Annotated in this window: 13 protein-coding genes and 1 tRNA gene; 5 read left to right on the forward strand and 9 right to left on the reverse strand. The window is 46.6% G+C overall.

Annotated elements, in window-relative coordinates; genetic code table 11:
- Positions 1-93 precede the first annotated feature (93 nt).
- The 6 genes from NF347_RS02815 to NF347_RS02840 all read right to left on the reverse strand — a co-directional run bounded on the left by NF347_RS02815 (position 94) and on the right by NF347_RS02840 (position 3493).
- Entirely contained in the window at positions 94-495 is a 402-nt protein-coding gene (locus NF347_RS02815; RefSeq protein ID WP_107037004.1) for a hypothetical protein, read from the reverse strand.
- Positions 496-591: 96 nt separating this feature from the next.
- Entirely contained in the window at positions 592-996 is a 405-nt protein-coding gene (locus tag NF347_RS02820) for an FtsZ/tubulin family protein (RefSeq protein ID WP_107681830.1), read from the reverse strand.
- A 4-nt stretch (positions 997-1000) separates the two neighbouring features.
- Positions 1001-1471 (reverse strand): HAD domain-containing protein, encoded by a 471-nt coding sequence (locus NF347_RS02825; RefSeq protein WP_107681831.1) that lies wholly within the window; start codon positions 1469-1471, stop codon positions 1001-1003.
- Between the two features lie 16 nt (positions 1472-1487).
- Positions 1488-1578: transfer RNA gene (locus NF347_RS02830), tRNA-OTHER, on the reverse strand.
- A 62-nt stretch (positions 1579-1640) separates the two neighbouring features.
- The gene (locus NF347_RS02835; protein ID WP_107037086.1) at positions 1641-2834 is read right to left on the reverse strand and encodes a hypothetical protein; all 1194 of its coding nucleotides are present in this window, start codon (positions 2832-2834) and stop codon (positions 1641-1643) included.
- A 119-nt stretch (positions 2835-2953) separates the two neighbouring features.
- Positions 2954-3493, reverse strand: coding sequence for a hypothetical protein (locus NF347_RS02840; protein WP_107037087.1), 540 nt, complete (start codon positions 3491-3493; stop codon positions 2954-2956).
- 212 nt (positions 3494-3705) lie between these two features.
- Here NF347_RS02840 and NF347_RS02845 point away from each other — a divergent pair, with 212 nt between their 5' ends.
- Together NF347_RS02845 and NF347_RS02850 are read left to right on the forward strand one after the other, a co-directional pair.
- A complete protein-coding gene (locus NF347_RS02845) occupies positions 3706-4776 on the forward strand; it encodes an IS110 family RNA-guided transposase (RefSeq protein ID WP_055301324.1) in 1071 nt (356 codons plus the stop codon).
- A gap of 329 nt (positions 4777-5105) precedes the next feature.
- The gene (locus NF347_RS02850; protein WP_289389762.1) at positions 5106-5294 is read left to right on the forward strand and encodes a hypothetical protein; all 189 of its coding nucleotides are present in this window, start codon (positions 5106-5108) and stop codon (positions 5292-5294) included.
- A 473-nt stretch (positions 5295-5767) separates the two neighbouring features.
- On the opposite strand, the gene NF347_RS02855 is transcribed toward NF347_RS02850, so the two are convergent.
- Both NF347_RS02855 and NF347_RS02860 read right to left on the reverse strand, forming a co-directional pair.
- Complete coding sequence (locus tag NF347_RS02855; RefSeq protein ID WP_123543109.1) at positions 5768-5992, reverse strand: DUF6140 family protein; 225 nt, start codon at positions 5990-5992, stop codon at positions 5768-5770.
- Positions 5993-6425: 433 nt separating this feature from the next.
- Positions 6426-7178, reverse strand: a complete 753-nt coding sequence (locus NF347_RS02860) for a hypothetical protein (RefSeq protein WP_107037078.1) — start codon at positions 7176-7178, stop codon at positions 6426-6428.
- 326 nt (positions 7179-7504) lie between these two features.
- Here NF347_RS02860 and istA point away from each other — a divergent pair, with 326 nt between their 5' ends.
- Both istA and istB read left to right on the forward strand, forming a co-directional pair.
- Positions 7505-9049 carry an IS21 family transposase gene (gene istA, locus NF347_RS02865; RefSeq protein ID WP_237613085.1) on the forward strand — a complete coding sequence of 515 codons (1545 nt, stop codon included), beginning with the start codon at positions 7505-7507 and terminating at the stop codon, positions 9047-9049.
- A 27-nt stretch (positions 9050-9076) separates the two neighbouring features.
- On the forward strand, positions 9077-9817 hold the full coding sequence (istB, locus tag NF347_RS02870; protein WP_289685785.1) for an IS21-like element helper ATPase IstB: 741 nt from the start codon (positions 9077-9079) through the stop codon (positions 9815-9817).
- Between the two features lie 131 nt (positions 9818-9948).
- Here the strand turns inward: istB and NF347_RS02875 are convergent, their stop codons facing one another.
- Positions 9949-10488 (reverse strand): hypothetical protein, encoded by a 540-nt coding sequence (locus NF347_RS02875; protein WP_306254318.1) that lies wholly within the window; start codon positions 10486-10488, stop codon positions 9949-9951.
- 682 nt (positions 10489-11170) lie between these two features.
- On the opposite strand from NF347_RS02875, the gene NF347_RS02880 reads away from it, so the two are divergent.
- On the forward strand, positions 11171-12352 hold the full coding sequence (locus tag NF347_RS02880; protein WP_133165593.1) for an AAA family ATPase: 1182 nt from the start codon (positions 11171-11173) through the stop codon (positions 12350-12352).
- The last annotated feature ends 15 nt before the right edge of the window (positions 12353-12367 follow it).

Here is a 12367-nt window from a genome sequence, read left to right on the forward strand (position 1 = left end):
CACATCTTCAAACTCTGAGTTGAGAAAGTATTCCTTGTATATTATGTCGCAAAGTTAATGTTATGTACTGCCAAAAGGTGTCAGTTGTGGCTATTAAAGTTCTTCTCCTGTAAATATGTTGACTTCTACATTATTAAACATATCTTTAAAGGAAACTTCGGGGCTTACCTCAGCTAATGTATCATCCTTACCGTCTTCCACCCCGTAATCCTCATAGCCATAGTCTTCAAGCTCGAGATGGATTGAACACCATTTCTTATTATCGGAGAGTTTCAATTCTATGCCGTACATCAGGAACTGTTCGCTGTATCTTTCATAGAATTCCTCGGCTATTTTGATTTCCGCATCAGTTATGAGTTTGGTATAATAGGCGTGCCGGCGGCGCATCAGTTCTAAGGTTTCCTTACGGTGCTGCGCCATGTAGTCTCGCAAAGGCGCAAAACGCTCCCTCATTTCATCAATTTTACGTCTTCTCTCGTCTGTATTCTGTTTCATATTCTACGTTTCTAAGTTTAGGGACAAAGTTATCCCTGTCGCCTGCCTAAAGCTGTCAGGCGATAACAAAAATGAAGATATGTTTTTGAACCGGGTCTAAACCTTCACCGATGCGACCAACACCACCTTATAGGAATCACCCAGAGATTCATCTGAGGAAATACCCCACATAATATTGATGTCAGGATTGACTTCTGACAGCGTGTCGGTGATTGATGACAACCCTGACATTTCGGGCTGTCTGTTACCGAAGCGGAAATCAATTAGTAATTCATCTACCTTATCAACCTTACAAGGCAGGGCGTTGACGGCTTCGTTAAAAGCTTCGCCAAGATCGGCGTTAACTCCTGATGTCACATAGCTTTCTCCCTCGGTGGAAAGCACATTGACAACATCATCCTTGTCAAGTGTAATTAAGCTCTCCGACTCAATGATGCGGTCGAGTTCCTTGATGTCGCCATGAACGGGATAACCGTTCCAGATTGAGATTTCGTTGTTCATTGGATTATGCATTAGAGGTGAGTATTTCGATTGCCTTTCGTGCGTCGGCTTCCGTGATGCCGACAATAGGATTTGTCTCGATGAAAGAGTCATGCTGAGCCGGGAAGAAGTCGTCGAGGTCATCGATTATCACGTAATCTGGGCGTCCGTACTTGTCAAGCCAACATTCGATATCCTCGCCACGCGAGATGTATGTGGCGCCGCAGGGGATAGTGCCGATAATCTCGCCGGGAAGCTCCCGCACCTCCCACATCATGCGCAGACTGCCGAGACGATGAAGATATCGCCACGATGAGGAAATGACAATAGCAGCATCGGTATTATCAATAATCAAACGTAGATTCTCAACAGCGCGAGGATCGAAAAGCGGCCCCCACGCATCCTTGTTCGGCTTACCTTCGACGGCAAGCCGCGCCTGATATTGCTCGGTGTTGAGCACACCGTCGAAGTCAAGAAATATTACTGGGCGATTCATCAGTTTTTCTTTTTAGCAGCCCGGGCCGGGTTCGAACCGGCAACACCCCATCACAGGGCACTTTCCATCTAATATAAAGCGCGTCTGACCAATTCCGCCACCAGGCTGATGTGATTGTATCGCAAAATTACAACCATAGTGTCTCATTTTGCGATACAACATGAGATTGTCAATCATTCATATCCTCAAAATCCAGACCGTCTTCGAAGTCTTCTGAATCAATGTCATCGTTTGGGAACATCATTTCAAGCATATCTCTCTTGATATCATGAGAGCGATTATTGCGGATACTGTCAAGTTCAATGTCGCTGTAATTTCCATATGCATCTTTGTACCGCTGCTCGGCAGCGAATTCATTAAGACCACTTTTGATGTATTCTTTCTTCAGACGAAGGAATTCTTCATCTTCCCAAGCTAGAGGTTTATCGATTGGGCTCAGATCCAAAGATTTTCTGATTTCATTCTCATGGAGCGTGCTGATTGAGCCCTCATCTTGTATCCAGTCTTTGATAACTAATCCGGCATAGATTTCTCGTTGCCACGACTCGGTGAATTTATTCTTGAAGTTTTCTTTCTCAAGAAGCAACCACCCATTTACAACCGCGTTCTCGCAAAAATCAGCAAGCGCCCATGCGTCATATCGTTTTGAGCCATGTCGCATCGCCTCGCGGTATATCTCATTGAATACCGGATAATGTTCGTCGAAAAGATCTAACGCATATCCGAAAGCATCCTCATCATAGTACCCCTCACTTAATAGTTTTTCGTGCAATGTTCTGAAACGCTTCGCCTCGAGTAGAAGGTCATCTGTATTTCCTTCATATCCTTCACGCATAGAGCCTAACCAATTACCGATATAACGCTCCACAATCTCGCCTTCACCTTTTGCAATATTCTTGACCGCGAGAACGTATTCTCTACAAGACAGAGTGTCCTGTTTAAGACAATCAAACCAGTCGTGTTTAATCCCAACCTCCTCTCCGGAGTCGATTCTGCTGTTCTGCAACTCAACAAATGTGGCCCAATATATATTTACGGCATCGACGCCGCTATGGGCTAATATCTTGCAGAACAATCTTGACCACTCATGGCCATGGCCTAATTCACGTTGCTGAACATAGGTATCAACATGTGAATACTCTTTGACATCAGTCCAGGCTTGCTCGCGAATATTGTCTGATGTCCACCCGGCGTGCTCTTTCAGTTCGGGCAGATCTTCTGCTGACAAATTGTCCCTTAATATGTCGTCAAAGCATTCTTGCCACTTCTCATGGCAATACTGCCAGGCAATCTCGGGATAGCCCGCTGAGAGGCACGCCTTTTTGAATTCCGCATCGGAAAAAGGTCTTATAAAATCGTTCATGTAATCTTTATAGTTATATAATGCAAAGAACTATATTGCCGAATTTTTCGTTCCGTGTAGTTTCAATCTTGTGTTGCCACAGCTACAATCTTGTTTGCCGATGGCTGTTACTACGGTGTTCATTTATCCGAAATAACTCTTTCAATTATTGACTCAAATACTTTGTGATACCATTCGGTATATCGATTGCCATAACCGGGATGGTATGTCCTGTATGAGTGTATAGGAAGATGGCTACTCTTTATTTGGGCGACCTCTCTGATGGGATAATCACCTAATGGGATAATTTCTGCGTCGTCAAATTTTGCTTTTATGTCCTTGTCGTAGTTAGGGCCTGTAAGGAAAATACACACATCCGGTTTGAGAATGCTTACTTCATTGGCCAAAACATTGAAGTATCTGTTTTCTTGATCGGTTACGTCTTGAACAGGACGCCCCTTATCACAATCTTTACCGAATTTCAAGATATTGTTCCAGACAAAACAATAGTTGTCAGGATTGCCAAGTAACATGTTGAATTCATGAACCCATGGCCAAAAATTAGATTTAGAGCGGTTTTGACCTAAATTGAAGTTCTTGTAGCCAGCCATAGACATTTCGATATCATTCAGTGTGCGAATCGGGTTGTCCCAGCCATATGTCTCTTGTCCTACGACCATTAGTTTGTATGGGGCTTTGCGGTATTCTTCTTCCCTTACATAAAGTCACTATGTTTGCATCAGATTAGCTGACGGGGCGCTCAACGGGGGCTGTCTGCCCCCTTGCCGCTAAGGCTTTCCCCCGAGAGGAGTGAGGAGAAAAGATAGACGTAAGGGCAATTGCATGTAAATTTGTAAAAGCAAAATACATTAACAGCAAAACCGATACGTCTATGGTACAAAGTAACAAAAAAGATTTCAGCGGACAAAATATCTCTATTGGTATTGACGTCCATCTGAGAACATGGAGTGTCACGGTGCTCACCCCCTCTGGTTTTATGCGCACTCATACTCAAAAGGCTTCGGCCAAAGAGCTCTTTGAACATTTGAACAAGCATTATCCTAACGGTAGCTACCATGCAGCCTACGAGACGGGGTTTTCGGGCTTCTCGACCTATTATGCCCTGACTGAGCTTGGTATAAAATGCACCGTGGTACATGCTGCTGACGTTCCGACCACCCAGAAGGAAAAGGTCTCGAAGTCAGACCCGGTGGATTCAAAAAAGCTGGCCAAAGCCCTTATGCGCGGCGAGCTCGGCAGTGTGTACATTCACTCGAAGGACAGCCTCGACGACCGTGCGCTGGTACGCCACCGCGCCACTATTGTGAAGCTTTCCGGCGGCATAAAATCCAGAATCAAGCATCTGCTGTACAACAACGGCGTGGAGTACCCCGAAGAATATTTCCGAAGCAACCGCCACTGGACAAGAAGTTTCATAACGTGGTTGCAGAATGACGTGCGGTTGCTCTCCGACACCCGGGTCTCGCTTGACCTGCTCATTGCCGAGGTACTCCATTACAGGGAACGCCTCCTTGATGTGAACCGCAGATTGCGCTCGCTGGCGCGCAGCGACAGGTATGCCGAGAAATACGGCATCCTGATGTCGGTTCCCGGCATTGGTTCGACAATTGCCATGAGCCTGCTTACCGAGATTGATGACATCGGTCGCTTCAGTAACCAGCGCCAGTTCGCATCGTTCCTCGGACTCGTGCCGATGATGTCATCAAGCGGCGACAAGGAATACGTCGGTGAGAAGACTTTCCGGGGAAACAAATTCCTCGGTCCAAAAATAGTCGAGGCCTCATGGATAGCCATACGGCACGACGCGGAACTCTCCGCAAAGTTCGGCGCATTGTGCACCCGCGGAATGAAGTCGCAGGAAGCCATAATCCGGATAGCCCGCAAGCTCTCCAACATAATATTTTCCGTACTGAAATCAAACCGCAGATATGAATGCCGTTAGATAATGCGACACACAAAAGTCTTATAGGCAAATACAGTAAGACGGCTACTCTCGCCTCCTTGATGAGCCTTGGCTGCATCTAAAAGAAAGGTTGTGGCGTCTTTCCTATTATGCTGAATAAGTAAACTGTCAGCCCGATGGGGCGTGACTGATAGAAGTTTGCCTGATAGGACTTTTTTTACTACAAGGCATTTCGGGCTCTAACCGATTGCCGGTTATTTGATTGGGGCAGAGGCCTCGATCATGACTCTTTTGTGCCTACACAATCGGCACAGAAACATAAGCAATTGATTTTTAACGTTAATCTTTTCTAAATCTCAACGAGAATTTTGGAATACAACATAGAAGTCGAGGCCTCATGGATAGCCATACGGCACGACGCGGAACTCTCCGCAAAGTTCGGCGCATTGTGCACCCGCGGAATGAAGTCGCAGGAAGCCATAATCCGGATAGCCCGCAAGCTCTCCAACATAATATTTTCCGTACTGAAATCAAACCGCAGATATGAATGCCGTTAGATAATGCGACACACAAAAGTCTTATAGGCAAATACAGTAAGACGGCTACTCTCGCCTCCTTGATGAGCCTTGGCTGCATCTAAAAGAAAGGTTGTGGCGTCTTTCCTATTATGCTGAATAAGTAAACTGTCAGCCCGATGGGGCGTGACTGATAGAAGTTTGCCTGATAGGACTTTTTTTACTACAAGGCATTTCGGGCTCTAACCGATTGCCGGTTATTTGATTGGGGCAGAGGCCTCGATCATGACTCTTTTGTGCCTACACAATCGGCACAGAAACATAAGCAATTGATTTTTAACGTTAATCTTTTCTAAATCTCAACGAGAATTTTGGAATACAACATAGAAGGAGGAGAGGCCATGAATAATCATAGATTTCACGCTTCTGCAATTCAGAGAATAGATTCTTTAGATTCTCGAATTTTGAATTATAAAGCTCTGCTAATTGAGAATTTATATTCATATTCCGAACTGTTAAAGTTTTTGAACCTCAAGTTGATATTGCATGTTGATGCTGCGAAAGTTGCGGCGGTCGAATCCATACTTAAAGCTGAACGCGTCAGCGATTGCCTCCATTCCATCGCCATACTTGATAGGATCCGATGTCGATGTTGTAGAAATTTCCACCGACATACCGGCCTCAAGCTTCAAGCCGTTGACATTTCCACTTTTCTTAATTGTTACTCTCCAAAGTGCCATGATAAATGTTGTTTAGGGGCTTACTCGTTTCGGGCTTCTGCATTCCCGGTTGCATCATAAAAAGAGGACACAACACTCTTTTGTTTCTCTCTTTCGGTAAGGCTCTGGTAAACCTGGAATCAAGATTGAAGCAAAAGCAGCCTGCGTCCTCGGGTGAGGATACACGGCTTGCCGTTGACTCCCATCTTATGATTCCTCGTAGAATTTACCAGATTTTACCGAATCGGATGGTGGTCATTGCAAGATGTGCAATATCTTTTGTGGTTCTAAACTGTCTGTTTCGTATTTTTGCGTTTAGGAGGATATTATCGCAAATTTATAATTTTTATTTTGATCCGCAATAGGTTATCGCAGGTGCTCGCTATGTTTTACCACAAAGTTACAACGAGATACTGCCATAAGTGGTCAGCGAAGCAAAAACTTCCAATTATTTTTAAGCCTCTGGTTTCTGAATATCATCTGGCAGTTCCGCAATTTTGGCAATAAGTAGCTCGGCGTGGCGCTTTACTTCCTTCATGTCAGGGAACGTCTGGAAGTCGAGTTGGAACAACGATTTGTCAGTTGGTTCGTACCACCAGTAGTCGCCACGATACATTTCTCCATTATCAACGTCCAACAATTCAGACACTTTTGCATGATACGCAGAGTCCTGTGAGCCGGTAACGATATAGAAGAGCACCCGGTCATCATATATGCCAATAGAAACCCATAGGTCAGTCCTGTTATAATCAGCCTTATTCCACAGGCAGACGTACCCACGATAATACTCATCCCATTCAGCGCAATCAGCGCCTTGTATATCGCCGGCCTCAACTGAAGTAATCAACTGTTTGCCATAATCAAACGGAATACTTCTGAGTTTATGCATTATGTCCTTTACGGCCTCCATATCGCCGGACGGAATATCTTCACCCAGCAATATCAACCCTAAAATTTCACGGACAGATTTGGACTTTTCATCCTTTGTCGCCTTGTTGAGAATCAGATCATACAGTTTGCTGTCCCCGGGGCCGAGGTCATTGGATGACACACGATAACGAGGTTCTATTCCTTTGACACATTCAATTTCTACGCCAAAGATGCTTTCAACGTTGCGGCGCAAGCGATGGAATGTTCGTTCCGGAATACACGGCTCTTTTTCATCGTTCATCGACGAATTTGCCCATTTGTCGCTTAGTTCGTTCATTGAGATGCCACTGGAAGAGGCTTTGACAAACTCATTTAATGTCCATAGGACACGTTTAAATTTTGATACTGACATTACAGGTTTATTATATTAGGTGTGTTAAGTTTTGAATAATTATCGTTCATTATTGGAAAAACTCAGTGAATTTGCCCCCCGGTTGACCAGATAAATTGACCCCCGGAAAATCATTTAAATTGACCCCCGTCCGGTCAAGCAAATTACCCCCCGGAAAAAGACTTTACGGGAGTTGGCAAAAGGAGTTTTTGAGCTATATTGTATGTTAAATAATATTAAACATACGACTGATGGCAAATCGAAAACTGAGCATGAACAAATTAAGACAGGTGCTCCGATGCCACGCCAACGGCAACGGAGCCAAGAGTATCAGCAACCTGACGGGCATAGCGCGCAACACGGTGCGTAAATACCTCCGGCGGTTTATGGAGCTGAACCGTGGCATCGAGGATCTTCTGAAACTGGAGGATCCGGATCTGAATGAGATTTTCGGAGTGAGAGCGGTCGGTTCGGAACCCGTGTCAAGCCGCCATCAGGAGCTTATGGGACTTATGCCTGATTATGTCAGACGTCTGAAAAAGAGAGGTATGACGCGGCAGAAGCTGTATGACGACTATATCGGGAGTCACCCGGGAGGCTATTCCCGGTCGACGTTCAGCCGTCTGATGCGTCTGTATGTGGCGCAGATGCACCCTATAGCGCATCTGGAACACAAGGCCGGCGACAAGATGTATGTCGATTACGCAGGCGACCGTCTGGAGCTGGTCGACCGTGACAGCGGCGGGATCATCGCCGTGGAGGTGTTCGTGGCCATACTGCCTTGCTCACAGCTTACATATGTTGAGGCCGTGATGAGCCAGCGCAAGGAGGACTTCATACGGTGCTGTGAGAATGCGCTTCATTTTTATGGCGGGGCACCGGCGGCCATCGTGCCAGACAATCTCAAGGCTGCCGTAAAGAAGGCAAGCCGTTACGAGGCGGAGCTCAATGAGGATTACGCGGCCTTCGCCGAGCATCACGGTTGCGCAGTCATACCGGCACGCGTGCGCAAGCCGCGCGACAAGGCCCTGGTGGAGGGCGCCGTCAAGCTCATCTACCGCAGCATCTACCCGTTGGTGCGACAGCGCACTCATCATGATCTTGTGTCGCTGAACGCCGCTATCCGTACGGCGCTGGAGCTTCACAACAACGCCCGCATGAGCGGACGCCCTTACAGCCGCCGCGAGCAGTTCGAGGATCTGGAGCGCATGTACCTGCGCCCGTTAAATCCCATAAGGTTCGAGCTGAAGGAACGGCATACCGCCACGGTACAGCGCAACGGGCACGTACGCCTTGACCGCCACTACTACAGCGTGCCCCACCGTCTTATCGGCCGCAAGGTCAACATACTGTATGACTCACGTACGGTTGAGATATACTGCGGCGGAGACCGCGTGGCCGTACATCCCAGAGGATGGCGCCCGTACGGGTATACCACGGAGCCGAATCACCTTGCCTCGGCCCACCGGGACCTGAGCGGATGGAGCGTCGAGGGCTTCCTGAGGCAGGGGGCACGCATACATGCCGACGTAGAGGACTTCCTGCGGCATGTCATAGAGTCAAAGACCCATCCCGAACAGGCCTACAAATCCTGCAAGGGCATACTGTCGTTCGCATCCAGGGTCGGCAACGACCGCCTGGTCAGGGCCTGCCGCAGGGCCGCATCCTCCGGACTCTACAACTACAGCGCCGTCGACTCGATACTGCGCAGCCGTCATGACTGCCTCGATGACGACACCCTTCCCGGTCAAGAGTGCGAGGAGAGCGCCCAGATGCCCCGGCATGCAAACATACGCGGGAAGGAATACTTCAGGTAACATATCAATCCAACAATACATACAACAATGGAAATGAACCAACAGACACTCGCCCGGATGTCGCAGATGCGGCTGCTGGGCATGCACGCGGCCTTCCGCACATCAATGGAATCGTTCAAAAGCGAAGGCATGACAACAGACCAGTTCGTGGCGTGGCTCGTGGAAAATGAATGGGACGACCGCACCAACCGGCTTATACAGCGCCTGCAGAAACAGGCCTCGTTCCGTTACCGCGCCTCAATCGAGGAGATAGACTACTCCCTTGAGCGCGGCCTTGACCGGAACCTGCTGATGCGGCTCTCCGAGATGACCTTCGTCACCGAGCCACGCGACATCTTCATCACCGGCAGTGCCGGCACCGGCAAAAGCTACATAGCAACCGCTCTGGGCTACCGGGCATGCCAGAAAGGGATGCGCGTGCTATACGCCAGCACAGCACGCCTGATGGGCCAGCTGAAGGCCGCAAAGGCAAAAGGCACGATTCTTACCGAACTGAAAAGGATCGAGCGTACCGACCTTCTCATCCTTGATGACTTCGGCATACATCCCTTCGATGCCGCCGCGCGATCCTCACTGATGGACATAATCGAGGACCGGCACGGACGACGGGCCACCATCATCACCTCCCAGGTTCCCGTATGCGACTGGCATGACGTGATCGGAGAGAAGACGATCGCCGATGCGATCCTCGACAGGATCGTGCACCACTCGATAAGGATAGAGCTCTTCGGAGAGTCCATCCGCAAGTTGCAGAATAAAATCAAATGATTATTTTTGTAAATAAATCTTAATTATCAACACGCCATCAGAATCCCCCAGACCCTATTGTCAACCCCTGTAAAAACTGTCCAAAAATCACAGGTTATCAATGGGGGTCAATTTAAATAATCCATAGGGGGTCAATTTGTTGAGAATATCCAATTTACAAACTCATATTTGGAGAAAAAGGCATCGGCAACCAGAATATCCGTCAGTGAGAGCAGCTCTGCCGCCTTTGACCTGACAAGTGCCACATACCAGTCAAGCATTGACATTTGTTTCTCAGATTCAAGAGTCCTGAAGTCCGGGGACTGGACAGCACCGAGCATCACACATGTATGTTTACTCAGACTTATTGCCCCGATCGCCATTATCTCCAGACCGCGTTTTACACGTTGTGCCACCCCTGACCAGAATCGGCCTATGCCATATGTAAGGCTGCCTGACTTTGAAATGAACGACGGATCGATTGCCACTGCCATGTCATCGGACGGTCCAAAACAATCCTGCGCCATACCTATGTTGACTTTCATCCAGTCTACGGGTGTCTTGAAATTGGAGGCAAAGGTCTTGGCAGTACGACCGCCATAGCGCGACAGCCGGGTAAAATTGACTTTGCCCGGAATCAACGCTACAGTGCGTATTGTTAAAATCAGCCAGTTGAGGAACCTTTTGCTCATCTTGGTTGTAGTATTTTCAAATACCGACTTACACCGAAAGGTGAAGTCTTTGAGAATCGCCAATACGTTCATACGCTAAGTTTTTTATAATGAACGCTTTGGCGATTCATTTGTATTTGATAATTCGTTATATTAACTTAAGTTTCAACTACTTCTGTAATTTTTACCGAATCATTGTAAATATGAAAGTTATAAATTTGCTAACAGTTGAGCGACAGTCGCTTGCGGACACGAAAAAGGGCCACAAACTCATGTTGAATTTGTGACCCTTTAGTGATCCGCCTGGTCTCTGTGATACAAACGTATGTTATATGATTATCAATATCTTAACTCTCTGAAAATCGCGGTACTCCCTCTTTGCGCACCCCGATATTTCAATGTTCTTCTTTGTTTACTTTGCAAAGATAATAATAATTCGCTGATTTTCGGCGATTAAGAGCGTTAAATAACCCTTATTTATTACCACGTTTTTCGCCAATTCTTGCTGCCTCGTATATTTGACGGTGTATTTATAGACTTAATTTTGCTCCCTCTCGCCTCATTATAATGGATGCTGATTGTGTTTTGATTTCCATTTTGGCGATATTTAAGCTAATTCAGAGATTAAAACCCAAAATATTCCGGTTTTATTTTGAAAACGCCACAAATAATAGCTAACTTTGCCATATCAAAGCCACATATAATGATACACGAGCTGAAAATAAAAAATTTCAAGTCCTTCCGTGACGAAGTTGAAATAAGTTTCGAGCCTTCGGGAGATGACCGTTACAACAGTGTTGTAACCATGCCTGACGGGGTGCAGTTACTCCGTTTTGCAGTTGTTCTCGGAGCCAATGCCAGCGGAAAATCTAATCTTTTGGATGCCGTTGAGTTCCTTCGTGAATTCTGGAATAATATCCCTGCCACAAATGATGATGGAACAAATGTCCAGCCATTCCTTATGCGGAAGTCGGCTTTGTCTTATGACACAGAGATTGAGATCAAATTGTATGTGGACGGCATACGTTATTGGTATCAGCTTACGGTGAATCCAGAAAAGGTATGTCGTGAGGCATTATTTGTCTATCTCACAAATCGCCCGACAAAGGTGTTTTGTCGAGAGGACGTACAGGGCGTATCAAAGCTGACATTCAATTCAACTGTCGCCAAGCTCTCTCCGGCAGAGGTGGATATTATGACAATGAACTGTCTGCGAAATATGTCGGTTCTTGCCGTATTGAAAAAAGTCAATATCGCCGTGCCTTATCTTGATAATATGCGCCGTTGGATTGACAGCCGGATGCTTCCTTTGCAGAGTGGTTCACTTTCATCATTATCGCATGGAGCAAAGAAGATGATTGCAGACAGCGAGGATTTCAGGGAATACCTGATGCAGTTCGCACAAGAAGCCGACTTCAACATATCCGACATCAAGATACAGAAAATGGCTGCATTATTCGGTCATACCGTGGAGGGAGAGACTGGAAGTGAGAGTTATGTTTTGCCAGAAAACTGCCAGAGTACAGGCACAAAGCGTATGGTTGAACTGGAGTCGCTTATCTATACACAGTTGAAGCGACAGGCTTTTCTGTGCATTGATGAGATTGAGGCAAGTATGCACCCCAATCTTATGGAATACATACTTGCCAAATTTATAAACACCCCGGACAATCAATCACAACTGCTTGTATCGACGCACTATGATCCGATATTGGAAGATATTGACGATTTGTTTGGCAAGGATTCCGTATGGTTTACCGAAAAGGGTAAAGACGGCAATACCACACTGTTTTCTCTTGTTGATTTCAAAGGGCTTAACAAGCTGTCTTCAATTCATCGGGCATATATGAACGGTCAATTTGGTGTAATTCCACAGATAATATAACATAATTAGGTGAAA

The sequence above is a fragment of the Paramuribaculum intestinale genome (assembly GCF_030759015.1).
GTDB classification, from domain to species: domain Bacteria; phylum Bacteroidota; class Bacteroidia; order Bacteroidales; family Muribaculaceae; genus Paramuribaculum; species Paramuribaculum intestinale.

Excerpts from the sequence above, each read along its gene's own strand:
- NF347_RS02815 (WP_107037004.1), bottom strand. The coding sequence starts at position 495 with ATGAAACAGAATACAGACGAGAGAAGACGTAAAATTGATGAAATGAGG.
- NF347_RS02820 (WP_107681830.1), bottom strand. The coding sequence starts at position 996 with ATGAACAACGAAATCTCAATCTGGAACGGTTATCCCGTTCATGGCGAC.
- NF347_RS02825 (WP_107681831.1), bottom strand. The coding sequence starts at position 1,471 with ATGAATCGCCCAGTAATATTTCTTGACTTCGACGGTGTGCTCAACACC.
- NF347_RS02835 (WP_107037086.1), bottom strand. The coding sequence starts at position 2,834 with ATGAACGATTTTATAAGACCTTTTTCCGATGCGGAATTCAAAAAGGCG.
- NF347_RS02840 (WP_107037087.1), bottom strand. The coding sequence starts at position 3,493 with ATGGTCGTAGGACAAGAGACATATGGCTGGGACAACCCGATTCGCACA.
- NF347_RS02845 (WP_055301324.1), top strand. The coding sequence starts at position 3,706 with ATGGTACAAAGTAACAAAAAAGATTTCAGCGGACAAAATATCTCTATT.
- NF347_RS02855 (WP_123543109.1), bottom strand. The coding sequence starts at position 5,992 with ATGGCACTTTGGAGAGTAACAATTAAGAAAAGTGGAAATGTCAACGGC.
- NF347_RS02860 (WP_107037078.1), bottom strand. The coding sequence starts at position 7,178 with ATGAACGAACTAAGCGACAAATGGGCAAATTCGTCGATGAACGATGAA.
- istA (WP_237613085.1), top strand. The coding sequence starts at position 7,505 with ATGAACAAATTAAGACAGGTGCTCCGATGCCACGCCAACGGCAACGGA.
- istB (WP_289685785.1), top strand. The coding sequence starts at position 9,077 with ATGGAAATGAACCAACAGACACTCGCCCGGATGTCGCAGATGCGGCTG.
- NF347_RS02875 (WP_306254318.1), bottom strand. The coding sequence starts at position 10,488 with ATGAGCAAAAGGTTCCTCAACTGGCTGATTTTAACAATACGCACTGTA.
- NF347_RS02880 (WP_133165593.1), top strand. The coding sequence starts at position 11,171 with ATGATACACGAGCTGAAAATAAAAAATTTCAAGTCCTTCCGTGACGAA.